The sequence below is a fragment of the Bremerella volcania genome (assembly GCF_007748115.1).
In the GTDB taxonomy this organism is placed as follows: Bacteria; Planctomycetota; Planctomycetia; order Pirellulales; family Pirellulaceae; genus Bremerella; species Bremerella volcania.
The window spans coordinates 2,149,331-2,171,630 of the sequence record NZ_CP036289.1; the positions used below are offsets into that span (position 1 = coordinate 2,149,331).

The following is a 22,300-nucleotide window of genomic DNA, read 5'->3' on the forward strand; positions in this document are numbered from 1 at the left end:
TGCTTCGCCTGTGTCGTCAGGGAAAAACGGCGCCGACTCAACCGGGTGGCGCCGCTGCTAGTTTAATCTAATTAAGAATTCCCCGACGGGATTCAAATCGCATCTTCGCCCGTTTCGCCGGTGCGGATCCGGATGCTGTCTTCCAAGTTGGTGACGAAGATCTTTCCGTCCCCAATCTGGCCGGTTTGGGCGGTCCGCAAAATGGTGTCGATCACCTTTTGCAGGTTTTCATCGCTGCACACGACTTCGATCTTCTTTTTGGGAACGAAGTCGACCGCGTATTCCGTGCCACGATACGTTTCGGTGTGTCCCTTTTGGCGACCGTAGCCCGAGACCTCGATGACGGTCATCCCGAACACCCCTTGCTCGCTCAGCGCGTTCTTCACATCATCCAATTTGAAATGGCGGATCACCGCTTCGACTTTTTTCATTGGGTTATCTCCTAGTGCGCCTTAGTGCTGTTCTGTGGACCGAGCCAGCAAGTACTGGCTCGGTCATGAAATATGAAAATGCATCGCCCTTGGCGGCGTGCGACGTTAGCTGAAGATGTAGCCTTCTTCTCCATGTTCGGAGATATCCAGACCACGGATTTCGCTTTCCTGGGTCACTCGCAGGCCGATCACGACATCGATCAGCTTCAGCAAGATCACGGTAGCTACCACCGAAAAGGCGATCGTTACCAACACGGCAACCACCTGGCCAATCACCAGCGTGACGCCACCCCCTTCGTACAAGCCGATCGGCTCGCCACCGGTCAAATCGCCACAAACGTGACGCGAAGCGAAGACACCGGTAAGCACGGCTCCCAAGGTTCCGCCAATACCATGAACGCCAAACGCGTCCAACGAATCGTCGTATCCCATGCTTTGTTTCAGCACAGCACATGCATAGTAACAAACAATCCCCGCGGCGGCTCCCATGGCCAAAGCCGGCATCGGCAAAACAAAACCAGCGGCCGGGGTGATGCACACCAGGCCAGCAACCGCACCCGAGGCACAACCGAGCACGCTCGGCTTGCCACGTGCAATCCACTCCATCATCGCCCACGCCACGGCACCAGCGGCCGCTGAAAAGTGCGTGACCGCAAATGCGTTCGAGGCCAGCCCGTTGGCGGCACCGGCACTACCGGCATTGAAACCGAACCAACCGACCCACAGCATGGCCGCGCCCAGCGTGGTATACGTCAAGTTATGCGGACGCATGTCGTCGTGGCCGAAGCCGAGACGTTTGCCGACAAACAAAGCACAAATCAGGGCCGAGATCCCGGAGCTGATGTGCACGACGGTCCCGCCAGCAAAGTCGAGCGCGCCGCCGGCCAGCGAATTGGGTTCTCCGTAGGCGAGAATTCCACCGTCCCAAACCCAGTGGCACAGCGGGCAGTAGACCAGCGTTCCCCACAAGATCGAGAAGACCGCCATCGCCGAGAACTTCATCCGTTCGGCAAACGCTCCGCAGATCAAGGCCGGAGTGATGATAAAGAACATCCCTTGGAACAACATGAACGTGTATTCCGGAATCGTTCCGTGCATCGGAGTCACCGGCTCGCCCAGCTCGGAGTCCCATGCCGGTTGGACGTTATTCATGAATAGAAACTCAAGATCGCCGAAATAGGGATTCGAGCCGCCAAAGCACAGCGTGTAGCCCCACAGGCTCCAGACGACCGTCATCAAGCCCATCAGGAACAAACACTGCATCATCACGCCCAGGACGTTCTTTTTGCGAACCAGGCCGCTATAGAACATGGCCAGGCCAGGGGCGGTCATGAACAGCACCAGCGCGCTGGAAGTCAGCATCCAGGCATTGTCGCCGGTATCGAGCCCAGGGGCTTCTTCTTCCGGAACCTCGACTTCGCCTGCGTTGCCGGCCTCGACCGGGACGTTCTTCTCTTCCGCTGGCGGGTCTTGAAGGTTCTCGGGAACGAGTTGAGCCGTCAACGGCTGACAGAGAATGAGTCCAACTAACATAGCGATCAGCGCGCAGGCCGATCGTCCACGAAGAAAATACGTGCGCATGAATCTCCACCTCGAAAAAGGTTGTATCAGATTGTGAGTGGTACGCGCGCCGCCTGATGATTTGCCTGGATCATCGCGCTCGTTGCCCTTTGCGACCCCGCCACGGGGACTGGAGAGATGTCCCAGTGTCTTGCCTGATGCGGAAGATGCACAAAGTTCAGTACAGAAAATAGGGGGCGGCGGGCTCCGCGTAAAGTAGATAAGTCCCGTTCTGGTAACTTTTTTAGGTAGCCCCGGCCGCATCAAGGCCGGACGGAAGGTGGCTTCCTGCCTATAATGGACGAAAACCCTTCCGTGTTTGTCGTTTGCCACCACACCAGGGAGTCGCCTCCATGCTGATGCGTTTGCACACCTTTCTATCGCTTGCCACCCTCATTGCGATCTGCACTGCCACCTCCTTTGCCCAGGACCAAGAGACGGCCGATGCCCCATCGGTCGAATCGAAATACCTTGCCAACGTTCGCCAGGTTACCTCCGGCATGGTGAAGGCCGGCGAAGGTTACTTTTCGCCAGACGGCAAGCGGATCGTCTATCAGGCCGTTCCCCCGCAGTACCCGTTCTATCAGATCTACACCCAGCCACTGGCCGGCGGCGAACCGGAACTGGTCAGCACCGGGCGCGGACGCACGACGTGCGCTTACTTCACCGTCGACGGGAAGGACATCTTGTTCGCCAGCAGTCATCGCGACCCGAACATGAAGCAGACCGAAGAGGAAGAAGTCGCCAAGCAGGAAGAAGAACGTCGTACCGGGCAGCGTCGGCGGTACTCGTGGGACTTCGATCCCTACACCGATATCTACGTCAAAGACATGAAGTCAGGCGAACTCACCCGTTTGACGACCGCCCAAGGCTACGACGCCGAAGGGGCCTTCTCGTACGACGGCAAGAAGATCGCGTTCTGTAGCGACCGCGACGGCGACCCCGACCTGTACATCATGGACGCCGACGGCTCGAACCTGAAACAGCTAACCAACGCCAAAGGCTACGACGGGGGACCGTTCATTTCGCCCAATGGTAAGTGGATCGTCTTTCGCAGCGATCGCAAGCAGGAAGGCTTCCTGCAGATCTACGTGATCTCGGTCGATGGCGAAAGAGAGTTTCAGCTGACCGATAACGTCGGCGTGAACTGGGCACCTTATTGGCATCCTACCCAGCCGTATATCATTTGGGCCGGTGCCGATCACTCGAAGCCGGGCCGTCCCAACTACGACCTGTGGCTGATGAAGTACGAAGAAACGGACGATGCCATCAAGCCGGGCCCCATTTGGCGGATCACTGATAGCCCCGCGGCCGATGTGCTGCCGGTCTTTTCGCCTGATGGCAAGAAACTGATGTGGACCAGTACCCGCACCGATGATCATAGCAGCCAACTCTTCATCGCCGATTTCACATTTCCCGAAGACGAACCCACGGAAGAAAAGTAACGAGCAACATGACGGATCAATCCATGCCGCAGACCAAGGCCTGCGGCTTTCTGATTGTCAAAGGGAACCCGATCGAGTCGTTTCTGTTGATGAAGCACCCCAATCGCTGGGACCTGCCCAAGGGGCATGTCGACGAGGGGGAAACCGAAATGCAGTGCGCGCTGCGTGAATTGGAGGAAGAAACGGGCATCACGGCGGACGACATCGCGATTGACCCGGACTTCCGCTACCAACTGCAATACGTGGTCAATTACAAAAAGAAGTTCGGCGGCACCGATGCCCTGAAGACGGTCGTCTACTTTCTGGCTCGACTCGATAAAGAGGTCGAACTCAACCTGACCGAGCACGGCGACGCCCAGTGGTTTGCCTGGGACCCGCCGCACATCATTCAAGAGCAAACCGTCGACGGGCTGCTGGCCGCGGTGGCTGAGCATGTGGGTCAGTCAAAGTAACGCAATCTCTTAAAGGCCGGAGGCCCGGTCGAATGCAACCAGGGGCACGAGCCCCGGGTATCGGGTCTCCTTTATCCTGTCCCTTCTCCACCGTCCGCAGGGGAGAGGGGGACAAGATTGCCTTGCTATTCCGCTACTTCGATCTCAAGCTGTCCGATCACTTGCGTCACCGGCAGGAAGGCCGCGAATGCTCCGGAACCGCTTAGGTCGGTTTGCGTTACCTTGATGTAGTCGACGCCGATTCCCCCTTTGCCTCGGGTTGCATCCAATGGCAACCAGCGATCCCCCATCCAGACCTCGGTCCACATGTGATAGGCAAAGCCTTTCTTTTCGCCGTAGTCGACATACACCAGGCCCAGCGCCCCGCGGGCAGGAAATCCTTTCGCACGTAGGAGAGCCATCAACAGCACGGCGTGCTCGGTGCAATCGCCTGTCTTCCCTTGCGCTACTTCGGCAGCGGACAGAAACCCTTGCGAGAAGTTTTTCTCTTCGATCGTGTCGTGAACGAATTTTTCCAGCAGCATGACCTGCTGAGTGGCATTGGCCCCCGAAAACTTGGCCTTCCGAAGCAGTTCTTGTACGGCCGGGTCTTCGACCTGCACTAATGGACTGGAAGCCAGGTCGGCATCAGTTGGCTTGTCGTTTTCGGGCAACTCGGCAGGCAATTTTGTGTCGGGACGGATTCGCCAGACGCGTAGCTTCGCCGTATTTGCGTCGATGGCAGTGACTTTTTGATTCGAGCTACTCGCGAAGATTTTGGCCGGGTCGCCTGACTTCAGCTTCACCTCGTACGTCAATTCCTCTAGTTCGTCGCGATTTCGCTGCGGCATACGGTCGACCGGGACGATCGTATCGAGTGCCAGGTCAAACGAAACGGCCTTGTTGGGGCTCAGGGCGAACTCTTTCGAGCAGCGGTAGATCTCGAAGTTTTGGACCGGGGAGGTCATCTTCACGATTTCACCAACTTCGTCGACCCAAGCGGTCGATTCGAGCGGTGGTTGCCCCTCGATTTCGGTCAGGTATTTTGTTTTCAGGAGGGTGACCATCGACCCGTCCAGCATCGAGACCGCTTCTTTTTCCTGCCCCTGGATCGAGTGCTTGGCCATGCGGTTCATCGTGGGAACGAGCGCCATCGCCGAACGCTTCTGCCCCGCTTCGATGGGAGGCTCTTGGAATAATCGATACACCGCATGCAGCCCGCCGTAGCCTGGCTGCCAGGGGATAGAGTCGTTGGCAACGCCTTGACTGCTGCCTCCCTGGGTCGATATCGAGAGGGTTTTACCATCCCTGGCAACCTGGCCGGTAAATCGAGTGACCGAACCGGCTTGATCGACCTTGGTACTGAACTGCTTTAAAGAGCCATCCGGCAGCGACAGAAAAACATTCTCGATGGCCATCTTCAGCGGCTGGCCAGCCCGTTGGATCTGCATCTGCTCGACCGTGGTGGTCCGAACGTAGTCGGTTTGATCGTGGGTGAGCCGCTCGATCTTCTCCATCGTGTGACCGATTTTCTCGCCCTGAAGCACGATCGCTCCCCAACTTTCCTGCGAGGATTTTATTTTTTCGGGATTCTGCCGGGACGTCTCAGCGGGCTTCGGGGCCGGACAACCGGCACATCCGAACCAAATCAGCCCAAACGAAATCATCCATGCAATGCGTTGATTGGGGCGTAGCATCATCCAGGCGGGGGGAGAAAAGCTTCAAAAAGGGGACATCGCGACTACCGGGAAGTATACCAAACACCTCATGCGTTTCGCCAAAGAATCATCGCGAAAGCAACGCGCTTCGCCACGCCCCAGTTAGGGCGATCGTAGGGATCAAATCAAGCTGCGGCCGATGGCATAGGTCGCGATTTGGTGCCGCTAGCGCCAAGTAAATTGCTTGGTTTGATTTCAAAGATTGTCACCTAAGCCCGGAAGGTGGACCGTTTTACGGTGCTATGTTCTCGTTAGATTCGCGTGAATTGCCCGCCGCGAGGCAGCCGCATTCCGTTTCACTTCAGTGGATACCGATTGCGGGAACCCCCTCGGCAAGAAAAGGCGTCACGCGACCAAAATCCAACCTAGGATTTGTAAAGAAATCAGAGAACTACTTGGACGGGACACGCAAGGCTTCCCAACCGAGCAAGAACACCGAAGCAGAGGTCACTCATGGGCTTCTTGAAACGATTTTTCAAGAGTGTTTTTCACGAGAACGAAATGGGCCACATCGCCAATAGTTTCGAGCATCTCTCGGAAGAGCAATTGGAAGCACACCTGGACGTTGGTAGCTACAACGGCTTCGAACTCACCGAAGCGGTTCGCCCTTCGTTTGATTTGAAGGTCGTGCCAACCCAAGGCTTCCGCCGAGAAGTGTATCGCGACGATCAAACCGGCAGCACGGTTCCTGTCCTGATGGGAAGCGCGACTCGATCGAACTTGTTTGAAACGTTCATGGATCTGTTGGATCCACTGGGTACGGAAGTCGACGTCGTTCTCGAGTCGAGCCACCACGGCGAGGGCCAGAAAAATGGCGACATGTACCGCGAACACATCGATCTTCCAGTTCTTAAAAGCATTCTTTGGGACTACGAAGATCTGCTGCTGAACGACGGCTGCACGGGGATCGCCGTGTTGAATCCTCACCAGCCGCTGGAAGTTCAGTTCGACGAACACAAACTGCTGATCGTCTACGGCAACGAACTGAAGCCTTTTGAACAGGCCTTCATCGACCGAGACGTTTACCCCAGCCCCGAGATGAAGTTCATCACGGAAGCCGAGCACGTCCATTCCTCGTCGCAGCGATACCAGCAGCAGTTCGAGGAACTTCGGATGCGATTGGGCATGGACGAAAACTACGGTTAAGCGTCTGCCCGAAAAAAAACACCAGAGAAAGCCCTTCAGGCCGTGATGCATGTCACGGCCTGAGGTGTTTCTTGCCGGCCATGCTAGCAAGCCGCTGATTTGACCTTGCTGTCAGCAGGTCGATTCGTCAAACTCTCGCTCCCTCTATTCAGTCGACAGGAGCGCAGCTTTGGCGCGATGGATACCTCTAGTATGCTCGCTGCTTTTGGGCAGTTTCGGATGCAGTAGCTTCGTACCGCTGCTGCACCACGCTGGAAGTGCGCCGGCAGCCCCCGTCGACAATCCCCACTTCGTACCCATCCGTGATCATGAACTGATGTGGGAACAGATTGTCGATGCGGTCGACACCCACTTCAAGATTCGCACGGAACAGCGAGTCCGTGTCGTGGCCGGGCAACTCACCGAGGGCCGCCTGGAAACGTACCCGCGGATCGGCAGTACCATGCTCGAACCGTGGCACACCGATTCGACCCGCGGCTACGAAAAGCTGGAGAGCACCCTACAAACGATCCGCCGCCGCTGCATCGTTCGCGTCATGCCAGAACAGGGAGGCTACTTCATCGGCGTCGAAGTGCACAAGGAAATGGAAGACGTCACCGGACCTTCCAACACGCAAATGGCGCTCGACGGAGTTCGCTTCGACGGCACTCTCCGCAGTCAAGAATCGACCGAGGAACTCGGACCGCAAACCGACGGCTGGATTCCGCTCTGCCGCGATGTGCTGCTCGAACAACGCATCCTGCAAGACATTCTCGCGCGGCTCAACGGCATTGAAACGGAACGCCCCAAAACGCCGTTCACGATTCATCCGTAGTCTTGGTCCCTTCGCCCCTTCTAGGCTGGGGAAAACTCGTTGCAGCTGTCGAGAAATGCACTTACTGCAAATTGTTGCGGAGACTTTGGTACTGCGCCGGCGTATCGACGTCGTTTCCGAGTTGCTCAACGGGGACCAATAACGGGGGAGATTTCGCTAACAGAGCGTTGATCCCTTGGTCGCTGGCCAGTGCATATACGTCGGAGGTGCACGACCAGGGGAGGAGCACCGGATGGCCGCGTTTTTCCGAATTTATGGGTACTACGATTCGACCGGGATGGCGTTCCGCTTCACGTAAAACAAGGTTGATCGTCCGCGACGAGAGGGTCGGCATGTCGGCCGGAGCGACCAGCCAGACGTCGTCCTGCGTAGGAGAGAAGCGAGATTCGATCGCTTGTAAACCGAGTTGGATCGAACCTTTCATGTCTGCCGGGCGTGGATCGGCGGCGATCACATGCACGGCGAGGTTTTGCAGAACGTTCCGCAGGTCGCGTCGCTCCTGGGGAATGACGACGAAGATGTGATCGGCCTCGGACTTCTGCCACGCGGCAATGACGGTTTCCAGAATCGTGCTATCGCTCCACGGTAGCAGCAGCTTATCGGTTCCCATCCGGCGGCTTTCACCGCAGGCCGGGATGATCGCGAAACTGCGCCGAGGCTTCGTCATTTGGCAGGCCGATTGCGATGCGAGACCAATTGCGCGACGATACTGATCGCGATTTCCTCGACCGTGCGGGAAGCGATGTCGAGACCGACCGGGGCGTGGACTTTGTCGAGTTGCTCTTGCGTGATTCCCTTTTCGAGCAGGTCGTCGAAGATCAAACGGATCTTTCGCTTGCTGCCGATCATACCCAGATAGGCCAGCGGCCGTTTGAGTAAGTGGTAGAGACCGATTTCGTCGTGGTTGTGCCCGCGGGTCACGACCAGGCCGTAGGCTCCGTCCCGCAAGGGAAGCTTCGGGAGGACCTCTTGGAACTTCCCAGGCACGCGCCGCATGGCCGTGGGGAAACGCTCGGCACTGATCACATCCGGTCGGTCATCGACCACGGTCACATCGAAGTCAACCCAGTGGGCCAGCCCGGCGACGGCCTGACCGACGTGCCCACCACCGACAATCACCAGTTCACATCGCGGCAAGATCGGAACGAAGGCAACGCCTTGCTCCCGATAGAAGAGGGGTCGGCCTGACAGGGGCCGCAGCGACTGGGCAGCGACGCCTTTGGCCTGGCGGCAATGGTTGGCGTCTCCCTGGGTAGCGATGATCGCTCCGGTCGGGGAAAGCAGGACCATGCCGAAGTTGCGAGGCGAGTCTTCCCGCGGATCGGCCAGGATGGCCAACGTGCCGCCCAGATTCGAAGTGATCGCTTCCAGGATCGACTGAAAGAAGCCGACCTTGCTGCCCGCTGTGAGCGGTTCGATGATTACTTCCATCCGGCCGCCGCAGATGAGTCCGTCGTCCCAGCCGTAGTCGTGATCGAGCACGAACTCGGTGACGATCCCCTCCCCTACCTCGAGCAGTTCGATCGCCCGACGTTTGACTTCGGCCTCGACGCATCCGCCCCCTAGCGTGCCGACCTGCTGACCGCTGGGGTAAACGAGCATCGCCGCCCCGGCCTTTTGTGGGGTCGAACCGCGGGTATCGATCAGCTGACAATAGGCAGCCGACTTGCCGGCAGGAATATCGGCGACCAGGGCTGTTAAGACGTCACGCATGCAGGGACTTCGAGAAAGATCGTGGGAATGTGTGTCTGTATCGTACTGCGAACCACCGGGCCGAGGCCAGTAGCGAGCGCCATAGCATGCCGGGCGAGTGATTGACCGGCGGCGTTTCGGCTTCTAAATTCCAATACATCGTAAGATCGTTGGCTATTGTTACCTTCGCTGGAAGAAGATCGTCATGCGTCACTTATCGCTTGCCACTTTGCTCGTCGTTTTGGTATTCGGTTCCCGGGCCTGGGCTCAAGAAGCGGCCGCTCCCGAAAGCGTCAAGCCTGGGATCAACGATTCGTTTCTCGACCCGGATCTCGACGTCGAGGCCTACGTGAAACGGTTCGAGGTGGAAAGCCGCGAGGTGTTTGCCGCCCGAAGCGAGATCGTCGAGCGGATGAAGCTTTCGCCTGGCGACCGGGTTGCCGACATCGGTACCGGCACGGGGCTGTTCGTCGAGCCGTTTTCTGAAGCGGTGGGCGAGAAAGGTTGGGTCTATGCGCTCGACATCGCTCCGAGGTTCGTCGAGCGAGTCGAGAAGCTGGCCGAGATTCGCAGCTTGAACAACGTGACGCCGGTGCTGTGCGGCCAGGATGATATTCGACTGGCCCCAGGCAGCATCAACGCGGCGTTCATTTGCGATGTGTACCATCACTTTGAATACCCGCAAGAGTCGCTGGCGTCGATTCACAAAGCGTTGGAGCCCGGCGGCAAGCTGGTGGTGATCGACTTCAACCGCGTGCCCGGCGAGTCCCGCGAGTGGACGCTTAACCACGTCCGAGCCGGCAAAGAAGTCTTCCGAGCCGAGATCGAAAAGGCAGGTTTCCGTTTTGTGAACGAGGTGGAGGTGCCGTCGTTCAAGGAGAACTACTTCCTGCAGTTCGAACGGAAGTAAGACAGGAGATGAGTGACCACGGATTGCACGGATGGGATGTGTTGACCTACGCCGGGGCCAAGACTTGCACCTTCATGTCGGTGACCATGTCTTTGACCTGTTCGCGGTACTCGTTCATGTGCGGTGCGACCAGGTGGGCTTGCAGGTGCTCGACCGATTCCCAGGCTTCGACGACCGTGACGGTGTGCTCGCGTCCGCCGTCTTGCACGTCGCCCAGGTTGGCATCGACGTCGATGGTGGGCGTGTAGCTAATGCAGCCGTCTTCTTCCAGAACCTTCGGAACCAGTTCATGGAACAGCGCCAGGAAGGCGGTGCGGGTATCAGGCTTCAGGTTGATCGTGGCGATAACGTGGACCATGGTGCGCATGCTATTTTCTCAGGGTTGTCGTTTCGATGGGTTTACTTGTCGCTCTTCGCAGCGGCCGATCGTTTTTCGGTAATCTCGATCGCTTTGAGAATACCGCGGGCCTTATTGAGCGTTTCCTGGTATTCCATTTTCGGATCGCTGTCGGCGACGATGCCTGCCCCGGCCTGCACGTAGGCAGTGCCGTCTTGGATGACGATCGTTCGCAATGCGATACACGTATCCATGTTACCGCCGTAATCGATGTAGCCAACCGCGCCGGCGTACGGACCACGGCGATGGGGCTCGATCTCGTCGATGATTTCCATCGCCCGAACCTTCGGTGCCCCGGAGACGGTACCCGCTGGCAAGCAGGCCGCCAGCGCGTCGAACGCGTCTTTTCCTGCGGGGAGTTCGCCGGTGACGTTCGAGGTGATATGCATCACGTGGCTGTAGCGTTCGATGGCCATCACATCGGACAGTTGGACGCTGCGGTACTTGGCCACCCGGCCGACGTCGTTGCGGCCCAGGTCGACCAGCATGACGTGCTCGGCGCGTTCTTTCGGATCGGCCAGTAGCTCTTCGGCCAGACGCAGGTCTTCCGCTTCGGTCAAGCCACGCGGACGCGTGCCAGCCAGCGGGCGAACGGTTACCGTGCCATCCATCACGCGAACCATGATCTCAGGCGAACTACCGACCAGGGTGGTGTCAGGCGTACGGAGGAAGAACATGAACGGGCTCGGGTTTACAATCCGCAGCGTGCGGTAAATCTCGAACGGGTCGCTGTGGATGTCGACTTCCAGCCGTTGACTGAAGACGACCTGAAAGATGTCGCCAGCGACGATGTACTCGACACATTTGCGAACGGCCGCTTCAAAATCTTCCTGGGTGAAGTTCGAGCGGTACGGTATCGTCGGGAGGCCGGCCAAGTCGATGTCGGTTGGCGTGAGGGTCGGGTCGTGCTTGGTCAACTGGGCGACGATCTCTTCGGCCTGTTGACAGGCAGCATCGTAGATGGCCTGGTAGTCGTGGGCTTTCCCCTTAGGGCATTTGGCCATCACGATGACGTAGGCCGTCTTGGTCACGTTATCGAAGACGACCAGGTTGTTGTAGAAGCCAAACGAAAGGTCTGGCAGGTGGCGGTCGTCCTCGGGGGCGTTGGGGAGGTTTTCGACGTAGCGAACGACGTCGTACCCCGCGTAACCAATCGCGCCACCGTTAAACGGGGGGAGCCCCTCGATGTGGGCGACGTTGCCGGTATCCAGTCGCTTACGAAGCTCTTCCAGCGGATTGGCGCTGGTGAAGGTCTCGGTGCCTTGCTTGCTGGAGATAGTGACCTGATCACGTGTCGCGCTGAGGTGGTATTCGGGGTGAATTCCGATAAAGCTGTAGCGGCCGACCTTCTCGCCGCCGACCACGCTTTCAAACAGGCAAGCTGGCTTGCCGTCGTCCAACTTGTGAAATGCCGAGACCGGGGTCATCGAATCGCTGATCAAGCGCCGATAAACGGGAATAATCTCGAACTTTTCCGCGAGCTTTTTAAACTCGGAGAACTCTGGGAGGTACGGCATATGTCAGGTGTCTGCCAAAGGGTAGTGCTTGCCAATCCGTTGGAGGAGACCCGCGAGGCGTCATAAATGTTCACGCCTACCGATAATCGGTCTCTGGTAACATTGAACGGCATGGCGTCTAATCTTGACACCCCCCTTGGCGTCGATAGAATCCAGAATAATCCTCTCGCAGTATCTCTAATTGCGAATTGGATTTACGTTGATCGGCCGATCACCTGATGGGGGCCGTCAAGTGGAACGAGACCATCCAGTGGCGTAAAACCCATGTGATAGGAGGCGATTTTTCGTCATGAAATGTCAACAATGCGAAAAGCCTGCCACGTTTCATATCACCGAACTCACCGGCGAGAAACCGCATGAACTGCACCTGTGCGAGCAGTGCGCGCAGTCGTACCTGACGCAGAACCCCTCGGGTGGCATGCCGATTCAGCCGTCGCTTGCCGGGATGCTGCACCATCAGTTGAAAGTGGCCGACACGGCCAAGGAACTGGCCAAGCTCGACGAGCAGGTCTGTCCGATCTGCGGCATCAGCTTTTACGAGTTCCGCAACCAGGGGCGGCTTGGCTGTCCGCATGACTACACCTGTTTCGGCAGCGAGCTGGATCCGCTAATCGTCAATATTCATGGCGACACGCAGCACAGCGGCAAGCATCCCAAGCATCATCATCAGTCGTCGCAAGATCAGACGCGATTGATTCAGCTTCATAACGACATGAAAGCTGCCATAGAAAAGGAAGACTACGAGCGTGCTTCCCAAATCCGGGATGAAATCCGTAAGATTGAGGAAGGTGAGTCGTAAGCTTACACTGTGGGGCAGCGTACATTGTGGGAAAGTGGCGACACGACGTCTCTGGCCGAGAATACCCAACTGGAGAGTGAAGGTACAATTTAAGTGGAACTCAAAGAATTGGCATGTCGATCTGGCGAATGGATGCGCGGTAGCGGGCCTGAGTCCGATATCGTGATCAGCAGTCGTATTCGCCTGGCTCGCAATCTGGCTGAGTTCCCCTTCATTCGCCGTTGCACTCCGCAAGATCGCAAGTCGATCGAGAAGATGGTGCACGATCGCCTTCAGGCCATCCCCGGCTTCAACACTCTGTATTACCTGCGTGTCGATGAACTGCCGCATGTCGATCGTCAGTTTCTGACCGAGCGTCAGTTGATCAGCCGCGAGCACGCCGAGGCCGAAGGTGCCCGCAGCGTGGCGATCGACAACGACGAACGCCTGAGCGTGATGATCAACGAGGAAGACCATCTCCGCATTCAAGTGATGAAGAGTGGTCTCGATCTGCACAGCGCTTGGCAGCAGATCAACGAAGTCGACGATCAGCTCGAAAGCAAGCTCAGTTACGCCTTTCACGAGCGGCTCGGTTATTTGACCGCCTGCCCCACCAACGTCGGCACCGGCATGCGAGTGAGCGTCATGCTGCACCTCCCTGCCCTGGTGATCACCAACCAGATCGAGAAGGTCTTCCGCAGCCTGCAGAAGATCAATCTGGCCGTGCGTGGTTTGTACGGCGAAGGCTCGCAGGCCATGGGGGATTTCTACCAGATCAGCAATCAGATCACCCTTGGCAAGTCGGAAGAAGAACTGATCGGCCAGGTCAGCGGCGTGGTACCGATGATTATCGAGTACGAACGCAAGGCCCGCGACTTCCTGATCACGCAGAATCGCGAAGATCTGCACGACAAGATCAGCCGAGCGTACGGCATCCTGTGCACCGCGCAGACGATCAGCAGCGAAGAGACGATGCACCTGCTTTCCAGCGTTCGCATGGGGGTGAACCTGGGACTGATCGACGACCTGGCAATCTCCGACATCAACAAGCTGTTCGTCGAAACGCAGCCGGCGCATTTGCAGAAGCTGCGCGGCAACGAGTTGGACACCGCCGGCCGAAACATCGAACGAGCCCTCTACTTGCGGCGCTATCTGCAAGACCGAGGAAAAGAGCACCGCGACGAGCGAAATTAACGCTGGCGGTCGATTTTCCCTGAATATTTCTATAGACTCGGCGAATACCTTGTCGGATTCGTGATTACCAAATCGGCTTCGTGAATACGCAGTAGCTTTCGCGAATTGAAAGCCGGTTTCGCAATACGCTATCGGGACATAGCCCAAATCTTGTCCCCTCTCCCTCGCAGGGAGAGGGCTAGGGTGAGGGTTTCCTGAGCGACCTTCGCCTGATGTCGCCGGGCAAGAGTTCCAACTCGACAACTACTCATCAGCCCATCGGGGCTGGCAAGTCGATCCTTGTTCATTCAGCACCATCCTCGTCAACTCGTCACCTATGTTCATCCTGCTGCCAGAAAACTTCGTTCTGCTTGCCGATGCCGTCGATGGCATCAGTCTGGTGGTGATTACGTTGTTCATCCTGGCAGGCATCTTTCAGGAGCATCTCACAGGCGGCTTGCGCAGCGCGTCGATGATTCGTCTGGGCAATAAGAAGAAAGAACTCAGCCGGATGGATCAGGCGCTGCAGGCGATCCAGGAAGCGGACCCTAAATTCGACTTGCAGAACTTCTGCATCGCGGCCACCAACGCCTATATCGAAGTCGAAAAGGCCCTCGACACCGGCGACCTGAGCGATATTCGTTCGTTTGTGTCCGATGGGATCTACCAGCGGATGGCCTTTCGATTAGACGAAGAAAAGAGCCTGGGGCGTACGCGTAAGACGATCAAGCTGCAGGTGCATAATCTTTCGCCTGCCGAGGTGACTTCTTCCAAGAACAACCAGAACGCATTCGAGGTGATCTCGATGCGGATTTCCGGCTCGGCCGTTCGCCAATATCGGCTCAAGCAGGACGGAACCGACGTCATTACCGAAGAGACGGAGCCGATCTCGGAGGTATGGACCTTCCTGCGTCGCCGCGGAGCCCAGACCAAGTCGAAGGACTTTGGTTCGGTCCATGGCCACTGCCCCAACTGCGGTACGGACATTTCCGTGAACCAGTGGGAGAAGTGCCCTTCGTGCGAGAGCACGGTTCGTTCCGGCGAACATGACTGGATCCTTTCCGAGATCTCGGATCAGTCTTCCTGGAAAGTGACCAAGCCGTTCAAGATGAGCAGCGCGACGCGTTACTGGATCAAGCAAGACCAAGGCTTCAGTTCGCATTACCTGGAAGACCGCGCGAGCGTGATTTTCTTTCGCAAGTTCCTGGCCGACCGGTTGGGCGTGATCGATCCGCTGGGTAAGGTCGCGACCAATCGTTTTTGCGACGGCTACGAGAAGAAGCTTAAGCCGAACGAATTCGGCAAACGCATGGTCTACATTCACCCGCGAATCCTGGCCGCGGACGTCTCGGGCGTGATTGCCGAACAGCCGTTCGATAGGGCCCTGATGCACATTCGCTGGACGGCCCGCCGCGGTACGATCGATCGCCAAGGCGAACTGGAACTCGAAAGAGATCCAGTGCAGATCAGCACGATGATGGTGCTGGTGCGTAAGCATGGAACGAAGACACGGATCGAACGCACGATCACCAGTTCGCATTGCCCCAAGTGTGGTGCCCCTGAGTCGAACAACGCTTCGCACGCGTGCGAGTTCTGCCACACGGTGCTCAACGATGGCGCCCTCGAATGGACGCTGGCCGACGTGCTTCCCTTTACGTCGACCGCTGCCATGGCCCTGCGGAAACGGGCCTACGAGGGGATCGAGACGAAGGTGTCGGTCATGAAGTTCGAAAACATCGAGGACGCCCCGATCGAGCGCGTGGTGATGATGGAGCAAAAGCTGCCGGAATTCACCAAGAGCGAGATCGAGGGGGTCCAGATTGACGGGCTCGCTCCCAACGTGGTCGTGCGGGAAGACGACGTTACGCTCTGTCAGTTGATGGGGCAGGTAGCCGGTGGGCTGCACATTTCCAAGGCCGCTGCGAAGGACTTCATCCGCGAAGTTGCCAGGAAGTGCGGGATCGACAACGCGACGCTCGCCGGAGCGATGCGCGGCCGCGAGAAGCTTGATCGCCGCCGGTTGAAAGACTTGAACTCGCAGGTCGTCAAACGCTGGCTGATGGCAATGATTGACGTCAGCTTGATCGATAGCCGCATGGAAGCCTGGGAAAAGGTTTACATCAACGCGACCGCCGCCGAATTGGGGCTAAGCCGGTATGACGTGGAAGCGGCGATTCGTGCCCGAATGCTCCAGCTGGAAGAGTGGACCGAGGGAATGCGCAGCGTCGATATGTTCTCGTGGATCGTTTACATGGCGGCCGCCGACGGACAGTTCGATCCGAAGGAGATCGAGCAGCTCAAAGAGCTTGCCGCGCACTACGGCATCTCGAACAAGCGGCTGAAAGAGATGTGCGTGGCGGCCAAAGAGAATCGGCTGGAGGTGAGCGTCCCGGAAGATCAAACCGTGGGCCAGTTCTGGCTGGTCAAGATGATCGATATGGCCTTTGCCGACGGCAGCGTCTGTGCGAAGGAACAAAAAGTTTTAGCCAAGGTCGCCAAGAAGATCGGGCTGACCGACTACGACCTGAAGCAACTCATCCGCCGCCGCCGAGCGGTGCTGTATCAGAAGGCGAAAGAGATTTTGCGTGGCAAACCTCCCGCCGATGATGGCGAGCTACACTTGAAGGCCGATTGGAACGACTAACCTTTACGGGATAGCTTGGCACGTAGATCAGGGATGATCGAACTGGGGACGAATTTCTCTAACTGCTCGTCGTTGGCCAGGGGCGTGATCTGCTTGAGTAGCGAACTGGAAACATGCCCGTACTCTTCGTCGGCCATGAGGAAGATCGTTTCGATCTCGCTGTCGAGCTTGCGATTGGCCATCATCATCGTGAACTCGCCGGCGATGTCGGTCAAAGGACGAATGCCGCGGATCATCACGTAGGCACCTACGCTGCGAACGAACTCGACGGCCAGGCCATCGAAGGTTCTCGCTTCGACGTTGGGCATCTCGGCGGTCACGCGCTGTACCAGGTCGACTCGTTCGTCCGGGGTGAACAGTCCCGTCTTTTCGGCGTTGATGCCAATCCCCACGATCAAGCGATCGACAAGCTTACTGCTCCGCTCGATCAGGTTCAGATGCCCCAGCGTGATCGGGTCGAACGATCCAACATAAACGGCGATTCGGTTGCCATCGGCCATCGATTCAGTCCAAACGTGTTTCTAGCAAGGTGTCAGGGGGCGTATTACGACTGTTCAAGTTTCGTAATGTAGTGACCCATTATCCAGCGAGCGATGATGAAATAGATCAGTTGGGCGAGCTGAAAGGCAATGCCCAGCCCGACGCCGATGACCATCGAGAACATCATGACGTTCTTGAGAAACTCGGCTTGCGGACCGACGTTCTCGGCGCTAAACGCCCTGTTCATCGCCTCCCAATTGGCCATCTGGACCAAGACCGTCACGATGCTGTTCACAATGCCCAGTCCGATCGCGGCAATGAACGTATTGTTGAGCAAACGATAATCACCAAGTTGTCCGCGACGAAGCACTTGAATGCTGGAATAGAGCAAAAGGGTGCCGACCGCGAGCGAGGCAATCGCCAGCAGTATCATGGGGATGAAATACGTCTGAGTCACTTGGGCCATGTTCGCTTGCATTTCGGCTTGCATCCGAAACTGCGGATCGTCTGATTGCGGGGCGAAGTTGAAGCCGCCTGGCGAGACCACATGCATGATCAAGCCGGGGATCGTGCCCAGGAAACCCATCAGGTAAAGGACGGCCAGAATGATGGCGATCACGACCACGATCGTGATCTTCTTCGGCCGGGCCGGTTCGCTGGGAAGCACTTCGGCCAGTTCTTCCTCTTTGTCAGTGAAATCAACCATCGGCTTTTCCGAGTCAGCTATTGCGAAACAGGCTCTAAACAGCTGAAAGCTTAATCGACCGAGGCCAGTGTTTCTAGCAATCGCCCGATATCGGCCTGATTGTTGTAGGCATGCGGGCTGATGCGGGCAAAGTCGCCGCGAACGCTAAAGTTTACCCCCATCTTCTGACCCGCCGCGCGAAGGTCTTGCGGCGACTTGCCAGGCATCTGGAACGACACGATGCCCGAGCGTTCGTCCCCTTGCCGACTGGCCAGGATCTTGGCACCGACGCTCGTAAGCTTTTCGCAGGCATAATCGGTCACTTCGAGCACGCGATCTCCGATGGCGGAAGTCTTCGGCCCGGCGCCATACTCAAGCAATAGGTCAAGACTCGCCCCCAATCCAATCAGGCCAGGCATGTTCTGCGAACCTCCCTCGTATCGAGCCGCACTGTCGCGGAACGTGAGATCGATGTTGTCGAAGTTCTTCCGGCCAGCGACGCTGTTCCAGCCGATGCCGATGGGATGCAGCTCACTGAGCAGTTCCTGCTTCACATAGAACAGTCCTGCCCCTTCCGGCCCGAGCATCCACTTGTGGCCATCGGCCGCAAGGAAGTCGATATCGGCGTCGCGAACGTCCAGCGGAAAGACCCCCATCCCTTGGATTGCATCGAGAAAGAACAACGCCCCGGCGTCGTGGGCGATCTTGGCGAGCGTCTTCGGATCGATCCGCCAGCCGGTCTTATAGCTAACCCAACTGATCGATAGCAGCCGAGTTCGCTCGTCGCAGGCCTCGGCAATTCGGTTGAGGTCAGGCTGGACGCCATCGACCGGAATGACGCGCACCTCGACTCCCTTGGTTTGCTGATGAAGCCAGGGATAGAGATTTGAGGGGAACTCGTTCCCCAGCACGACCAGGTTGTCGCCCGGCTTCCAGGCCAGCCCTTCCGCCACGAGATTGATCCCGTGGGTCGTGTTGCTGACCAGAGCGATCTCTTCCTTTCGGGCTCCGATCAGCCTGGCCCCGGAAGCTCGGGTGTTTTCGACTGCTCGTTCCCATTCGAGCCAGACGACATCCCCCTCATGGGCGGCCTGATCGCACCAATTTTTAATTGCTAAAGCGGTCGCTTGGGGCAATGGGGCGACCGCCGCGTGATCGAAATAGGCCCACTTCTGGGTCACTGGCATCGCATCTCGGAAGGACTGCCAGCGAGAATCATTAGAAAACGTCATGAAAAGCTTCTTTTAAGATCGACTGAAAGACTTGTTGGAAATATAGTTACGTCGTAAATTAGGACGTTTTTCACCGGGCCGGTTCCGTACCAATTTAAAGACTTTTCCACTTGCCCAACATCATCGAAGCGGCGGGTAATGCTCGTCGCGTAACCCTTGATCAGGCAGATTGTGCACTCTAGGTGACATTGCCTAAGCTTGAGGTATACTGGATGGGCTAGATAAATTGGTCAAAATTTGTCTTTTCACTACCGTAGCGTATCGCTGATTTGCTCCAGGAGTTGCCAATGCCGAAAGCGCTGACGATTGTGGGAATGGGTGTCTCCGTTCTCCTGATTCTGGTATTCGCGCTCGACCTGTTGGCAGGTGTCCCCTTCGGTGGCGCCAGCATGACGATGGATATTGCGTTTGTGATCTGTTCTGCGATCCTTGGGTTTCTGTCTTATACCACCTTCGCTGAACAAAAATAGTTCGGCGCATCTAGCCCATTGTGTGGGAATTCGCCCGGTCTATTGTGCGTCTTTCCGCTACTCGCCCCCTGGTAACGAGAAAGTTTGCTTTACGTGGTTCGCTTTGGTTGGAAAAATAGAGCAAAGCCAAAGCAAATCAAGGGAGATAGCGAGTGCTGAATATGAATCGTCGACGAATGTTGGGAATGCTCGGGGGAATATCCGCAGCCGCCGCTGCTCCACCTCTCTGGGCAGCACCTCCGTCCGATTCACAACGCCGCACCTGGGAAGCCTGTGTTGAAAAAGGCTTGGCTTGGGTACAGCGGACGCAATCGAGACTCGGTCACTGGACCGCCGCCAACTATCCCACGGCGATGACCGCATTGGCTGGCACGGCCTTGTGTGCGTCGGGTTCGACCACCATGCAGGGCCCCTACTCCGAGAACCTCCGCCGCGCGGTGGAATTTCTCGTATCCAAGGCGCGTCCCAACGGCTTGATCGGCGATCCGCTGACCGACAACCGCTACACGTACGGTCACGGTTTCTCGATGCTCTTCCTTTCGCAGGTCCTCGGGGAAGAAGAAGACTCGCTGCGTCGCGAAGAACTGATCAAGATTCTGACCAATGCTGTGAAGTTCAGCGTCTTCGCCCAGACCAAGTCAGGCGGCTGGGGCTACGTGAGCGCGAAGGACGGTAACGACTTCGACGAAGGTTCGACCACCATCACCCAGGTGCAAGGACTTCGCGGATGCCGCAATGCCGGCATCCCGGTTCCGACCGAGGTGATCGAGAACGCCAAGAAGTACATCTACGATTGCCAGAATCCGGACGGAGGCATTTCGTATAGCTCGAAGAACCGTGGCACGTCCCGCCCGGCGATCACGGCCGCCTCGATCTGCTGCCTGCAGAACGCCGGCGAAACGAAGTCAGACGTCGTGCAGAAGATGCTCGACTACTGCAAGAAGAACCTCTACCAGATCCAAACCCAGGCCCAGAGTTTCAGCCACTGGCACTACTCGTACCTGTACTACTCGCAGGTCGTCTACCGCGAAGGGACCGACGACAAGACATTTTGGGAAGCGTTCCGCAACCGTTTGTACGATCGCATCACCGGCGAGCAAAACAGCGAAGGCTACTGGGACGAAACCAGCATCGGCCCCATCTACGTCACGGCCTGCAACCTGATCATGATGCAGCTGGACATGGGCTATTTGCCGATTTATCAGCGTTAAACCGAATTCTCGTCTTCGTACGCGAGAATCGCTTCGACGATGCCGTCCATCGTGTAGACCTTCGCTTCAACGGTTACTTCGTACCCTAGCTGGCGGATCGTGTCGGATGTGATTGGGCTGATGCTGACGATGTTGCTGCTCTTCATCACTTCGGGAACCAACTGAGCCGTTGCCCGTGCGATCGCACTGCTGGTGACGATGACCCAATCGAACCCGGTTGACTCCATCTGCCGCTGCACCTCTGGTGAAACCTGCGTGACGTCGGTGCTTTGGTAGGCGATCACTTCCGTCACGTCGGCGCCATGCTGGGTCAGACCCGCCGGCAGCACGTCGCGTCCGCGTGAAGCTCGCGGCAGTAGAACGCGTTTGCCGGCGACCTGGTCGGCCATCGCTGCGACCAACGATTCGGCTCGGTACTCGTCCGGGATGACGTCGGCCTTGAAGCCATAGTAGTGCAGCTGTTCGGCCGTGCCAGGGCCAATCGCGCCGATCTTCAGGTGCCCCAGCAGGCGGAAGTCGAAGCCCAGAGCGCGGAGGCGTTCCATGAAGAACACCACGCCGTTGCGGCTGGAGAAGGCAATCCAATCGAACGATTTCAAGTTGGCGATCGCATCGTTGAGCGGGGCCTGGTCGCTGGCGAAATTGATATCGATAGCCGGCTGCACGAAGACTTCCGCGCCCAATTCCGCCAGCGGCAAACGCAGTTCAGATGCCTGGTGCTCCGGACGCGTAATGAGGAACGATTGTCCGAACAGCGCCCGCTCTTCGAACCAGTTCGGGATGCTTTGGTCCTGGGCGACTTCCCCTACCACGGTAATCACCGGCGGGCGAATCTTTGATCCGGAATGCAGCAGGTTGGGGATCTCGCCCAACGTGCAGCGAAACGTTTCCTGGTCAGGCCAACTGCAGCGGCGGATGATCGCGCACGGCGTATCGGCTGACTTGCCATGGGCAATCAACTGGGCCGACCACTGCGGAGCCGTAGTGACCCCCATGTAGAAGACCAGCGTCCCGGGGAAACTGGCCAGGCTGGCGAAATCGATCGCCGAGCCATCCTTGCCGGGCTTTTCGTGCCCCGTAACGAACGCGACCGCCGAGGCGTAGTCGGAGTGGGTCAATGGAATACCGGCATAGGCGCTGGCAGCCAAGGCCGTGGTGATGCCAGGCACAATCTGAAACGGCACGTCGGCGGCCCGCAGGGCTTCGATCTCTTCGGTGGCCCTGGCGAAGACGGTCGGATCGCCGCTTTTCAGCCGGACGACCTTTTTGCCCTGCTTGGCCTGGGCGATCATCTCTTCGTTGATTCGATCTTGCGACCACAGCTTGCGCTGGGCATGGCTACCCAGGCAGTGCATCTCGTCGGCTGAAATGGCGTACTCGAGCAGTTCCGGGTTCGAGAGGTAGTCGTACAGGACCACGTCCGCCTGCCGCAGGCACTGGATGCCGCGCTGCGTGATCAGACCCGCGTCACCGGGCCCGCTACCTACCAGATAGACGGTTCCGGTTCCTGCGTCAGCGGAATCTTGATCGGTGGGTGTCACAGCGGTCCCTCAAAAGAGAGGTTTT

21 protein-coding genes are annotated in these 22,300 nt (G+C 57.6%); 10 read left to right on the forward strand and 11 right to left on the reverse strand.

The genetic code is table 11. From position 1 onward, the window contains the following. Positions 1–92: 92 nt before the first annotated feature. Positions 93–431: a P-II family nitrogen regulator gene (locus Pan97_RS08860; RefSeq protein WP_105356788.1), complete on the reverse strand. Its 339-nt coding sequence runs from the start codon at positions 429–431 to the stop codon at positions 93–95. 105 nt (positions 432–536) lie between these two features. Then, positions 537–2,012: an ammonium transporter gene (locus Pan97_RS08865; protein WP_144971735.1), complete on the reverse strand. Its 1,476-nt coding sequence runs from the start codon at positions 2,010–2,012 to the stop codon at positions 537–539. 332 nt (positions 2,013–2,344) lie between these two features. On the opposite strand from Pan97_RS08865, the gene Pan97_RS08870 reads away from it, so the two are divergent. Then, positions 2,345–3,436, forward strand: a complete 1,092-nt coding sequence (locus Pan97_RS08870) for a TolB-like translocation protein (RefSeq protein ID WP_241676374.1) — start codon at positions 2,345–2,347, stop codon at positions 3,434–3,436. Between the two features lie 8 nt (positions 3,437–3,444). After that, positions 3,445–3,888, forward strand: a complete 444-nt coding sequence (locus Pan97_RS08875) for a bis(5'-nucleosyl)-tetraphosphatase (RefSeq protein ID WP_196782329.1) — start codon at positions 3,445–3,447, stop codon at positions 3,886–3,888. Positions 3,889–4,013: 125 nt separating this feature from the next. Here the strand turns inward: Pan97_RS08875 and Pan97_RS08880 are convergent, their stop codons facing one another. Then, positions 4,014–5,414, reverse strand: coding sequence for a transglutaminase-like domain-containing protein (locus tag Pan97_RS08880; protein ID WP_165698668.1), 1,401 nt, complete (start codon positions 5,412–5,414; stop codon positions 4,014–4,016). Positions 5,415–6,086: 672 nt separating this feature from the next. On the opposite strand from Pan97_RS08880, the gene Pan97_RS08885 reads away from it, so the two are divergent. Both Pan97_RS08885 and Pan97_RS08890 read left to right on the forward strand, forming a co-directional pair. After that, positions 6,087–6,731, forward strand: coding sequence for a hypothetical protein (locus Pan97_RS08885; RefSeq protein ID WP_241676375.1), 645 nt, complete (start codon positions 6,087–6,089; stop codon positions 6,729–6,731). A gap of 169 nt (positions 6,732–6,900) precedes the next feature. Beyond that, a complete protein-coding gene (locus Pan97_RS08890) occupies positions 6,901–7,545 on the forward strand; it encodes a hypothetical protein (RefSeq protein WP_144971738.1) in 645 nt (214 codons plus the stop codon). A 61-nt stretch (positions 7,546–7,606) separates the two neighbouring features. On the opposite strand, the gene Pan97_RS08895 is transcribed toward Pan97_RS08890, so the two are convergent. Continuing rightward, complete coding sequence (locus Pan97_RS08895; protein WP_144971739.1) at positions 7,607–8,212, reverse strand: nucleotidyltransferase family protein; 606 nt, start codon at positions 8,210–8,212, stop codon at positions 7,607–7,609. Then, the gene (locus Pan97_RS08900; RefSeq protein ID WP_144971740.1) at positions 8,209–9,258 is read right to left on the reverse strand and encodes an XdhC family protein; all 1,050 of its coding nucleotides are present in this window, start codon (positions 9,256–9,258) and stop codon (positions 8,209–8,211) included. The genes Pan97_RS08895 and Pan97_RS08900 overlap by 4 nt, the downstream gene beginning before the upstream one ends. A gap of 184 nt (positions 9,259–9,442) precedes the next feature. On the opposite strand from Pan97_RS08900, the gene Pan97_RS08905 reads away from it, so the two are divergent. Beyond that, a complete protein-coding gene (locus Pan97_RS08905; protein ID WP_144971741.1) occupies positions 9,443–10,147 on the forward strand; it encodes a class I SAM-dependent methyltransferase in 705 nt (234 codons plus the stop codon). A 46-nt stretch (positions 10,148–10,193) separates the two neighbouring features. Here Pan97_RS08905 and Pan97_RS08910 read toward each other — a convergent pair whose 3' ends face one another. Together Pan97_RS08910 and trpE are read right to left on the reverse strand one after the other, a co-directional pair. Further along, entirely contained in the window at positions 10,194–10,514 is a 321-nt protein-coding gene (locus tag Pan97_RS08910; RefSeq protein WP_241676376.1) for a putative quinol monooxygenase, read from the reverse strand. Positions 10,515–10,546: 32 nt separating this feature from the next. Then, entirely contained in the window at positions 10,547–12,061 is a 1,515-nt protein-coding gene (gene trpE / locus Pan97_RS08915) for an anthranilate synthase component I (RefSeq protein WP_144971743.1), read from the reverse strand. Between the two features lie 289 nt (positions 12,062–12,350). Between trpE and Pan97_RS08920 the strand changes: the two genes are divergently transcribed. The 3 genes from Pan97_RS08920 to Pan97_RS08930 all read left to right on the forward strand — a co-directional run bounded on the left by Pan97_RS08920 (position 12,351) and on the right by Pan97_RS08930 (position 16,656). Continuing rightward, positions 12,351–12,860 (forward strand): UvrB/UvrC motif-containing protein, encoded by a 510-nt coding sequence (locus tag Pan97_RS08920; protein WP_144971745.1) that lies wholly within the window; start codon positions 12,351–12,353, stop codon positions 12,858–12,860. A gap of 132 nt (positions 12,861–12,992) precedes the next feature. Beyond that, entirely contained in the window at positions 12,993–14,033 is a 1,041-nt protein-coding gene (locus Pan97_RS08925; protein ID WP_144978248.1) for a protein arginine kinase, read from the forward strand. Between the two features lie 316 nt (positions 14,034–14,349). Beyond that, positions 14,350–16,656, forward strand: coding sequence for a TIM44-like domain-containing protein (locus Pan97_RS08930; RefSeq protein ID WP_144971747.1), 2,307 nt, complete (start codon positions 14,350–14,352; stop codon positions 16,654–16,656). On the opposite strand, the gene coaD is transcribed toward Pan97_RS08930, so the two are convergent. From coaD to Pan97_RS08945, 3 genes are read right to left on the reverse strand one after another with little or no spacing between them, the layout of a single operon-like run. Then, a complete protein-coding gene (gene coaD, locus Pan97_RS08935) occupies positions 16,653–17,156 on the reverse strand; it encodes a pantetheine-phosphate adenylyltransferase (RefSeq protein WP_144971749.1) in 504 nt (167 codons plus the stop codon). The two genes, Pan97_RS08930 and coaD, sit on opposite strands and share 4 nt — an antisense overlap. A 44-nt stretch (positions 17,157–17,200) precedes the next feature. Then, positions 17,201–17,842 carry a hypothetical protein gene (locus tag Pan97_RS08940; RefSeq protein ID WP_144971751.1) on the reverse strand — a complete coding sequence of 214 codons (642 nt, stop codon included), beginning with the start codon at positions 17,840–17,842 and terminating at the stop codon, positions 17,201–17,203. A gap of 50 nt (positions 17,843–17,892) precedes the next feature. Continuing rightward, positions 17,893–19,053, reverse strand: a complete 1,161-nt coding sequence (locus Pan97_RS08945; protein WP_144971753.1) for an aminotransferase class V-fold PLP-dependent enzyme — start codon at positions 19,051–19,053, stop codon at positions 17,893–17,895. A 287-nt stretch (positions 19,054–19,340) separates the two neighbouring features. On the opposite strand from Pan97_RS08945, the gene Pan97_RS08950 reads away from it, so the two are divergent. Continuing rightward, positions 19,341–19,523, forward strand: coding sequence for a hypothetical protein (locus Pan97_RS08950; RefSeq protein WP_144971755.1), 183 nt, complete (start codon positions 19,341–19,343; stop codon positions 19,521–19,523). A gap of 161 nt (positions 19,524–19,684) precedes the next feature. Next, the gene (locus Pan97_RS08955; protein WP_196782330.1) at positions 19,685–20,734 is read left to right on the forward strand and encodes a prenyltransferase/squalene oxidase repeat-containing protein; all 1,050 of its coding nucleotides are present in this window, start codon (positions 19,685–19,687) and stop codon (positions 20,732–20,734) included. On the opposite strand, the gene cobA is transcribed toward Pan97_RS08955, so the two are convergent. Then, a complete protein-coding gene (gene cobA / locus Pan97_RS08960; RefSeq protein ID WP_165698669.1) occupies positions 20,731–22,275 on the reverse strand; it encodes a uroporphyrinogen-III C-methyltransferase in 1,545 nt (514 codons plus the stop codon). The genes Pan97_RS08955 and cobA overlap by 4 nt on opposite strands. Positions 22,276–22,300 lie beyond the last annotated feature (25 nt).

Excerpts from the sequence above, each read along its gene's own strand:
- Pan97_RS08860 (WP_105356788.1), bottom strand. The coding sequence starts at position 431 with ATGAAAAAAGTCGAAGCGGTGATCCGCCATTTCAAATTGGATGATGTG.
- Pan97_RS08865 (WP_144971735.1), bottom strand. The coding sequence starts at position 2,012 with ATGCGCACGTATTTTCTTCGTGGACGATCGGCCTGCGCGCTGATCGCT.
- Pan97_RS08870 (WP_241676374.1), top strand. The coding sequence starts at position 2,345 with ATGCTGATGCGTTTGCACACCTTTCTATCGCTTGCCACCCTCATTGCG.
- Pan97_RS08875 (WP_196782329.1), top strand. The coding sequence starts at position 3,445 with ATGACGGATCAATCCATGCCGCAGACCAAGGCCTGCGGCTTTCTGATT.
- Pan97_RS08885 (WP_241676375.1), top strand. The coding sequence starts at position 6,087 with ATGGGCCACATCGCCAATAGTTTCGAGCATCTCTCGGAAGAGCAATTG.
- Pan97_RS08895 (WP_144971739.1), bottom strand. The coding sequence starts at position 8,212 with ATGACGAAGCCTCGGCGCAGTTTCGCGATCATCCCGGCCTGCGGTGAA.
- Pan97_RS08900 (WP_144971740.1), bottom strand. The coding sequence starts at position 9,258 with ATGCGTGACGTCTTAACAGCCCTGGTCGCCGATATTCCTGCCGGCAAG.
- Pan97_RS08905 (WP_144971741.1), top strand. The coding sequence starts at position 9,443 with ATGCGTCACTTATCGCTTGCCACTTTGCTCGTCGTTTTGGTATTCGGT.
- Pan97_RS08910 (WP_241676376.1), bottom strand. The coding sequence starts at position 10,514 with ATGCGCACCATGGTCCACGTTATCGCCACGATCAACCTGAAGCCTGAT.
- trpE (WP_144971743.1), bottom strand. The coding sequence starts at position 12,061 with ATGCCGTACCTCCCAGAGTTCTCCGAGTTTAAAAAGCTCGCGGAAAAG.
- Pan97_RS08920 (WP_144971745.1), top strand. The coding sequence starts at position 12,351 with ATGAAATGTCAACAATGCGAAAAGCCTGCCACGTTTCATATCACCGAA.
- Pan97_RS08925 (WP_144978248.1), top strand. The coding sequence starts at position 12,993 with ATGCGCGGTAGCGGGCCTGAGTCCGATATCGTGATCAGCAGTCGTATT.
- Pan97_RS08930 (WP_144971747.1), top strand. The coding sequence starts at position 14,350 with ATGTTCATCCTGCTGCCAGAAAACTTCGTTCTGCTTGCCGATGCCGTC.
- coaD (WP_144971749.1), bottom strand. The coding sequence starts at position 17,156 with ATGGCCGATGGCAACCGAATCGCCGTTTATGTTGGATCGTTCGACCCG.
- Pan97_RS08940 (WP_144971751.1), bottom strand. The coding sequence starts at position 17,842 with ATGGTTGATTTCACTGACAAAGAGGAAGAACTGGCCGAAGTGCTTCCC.
- Pan97_RS08945 (WP_144971753.1), bottom strand. The coding sequence starts at position 19,053 with ATGACGTTTTCTAATGATTCTCGCTGGCAGTCCTTCCGAGATGCGATG.
- Pan97_RS08950 (WP_144971755.1), top strand. The coding sequence starts at position 19,341 with ATGCCGAAAGCGCTGACGATTGTGGGAATGGGTGTCTCCGTTCTCCTG.
- Pan97_RS08955 (WP_196782330.1), top strand. The coding sequence starts at position 19,685 with ATGAATCGTCGACGAATGTTGGGAATGCTCGGGGGAATATCCGCAGCC.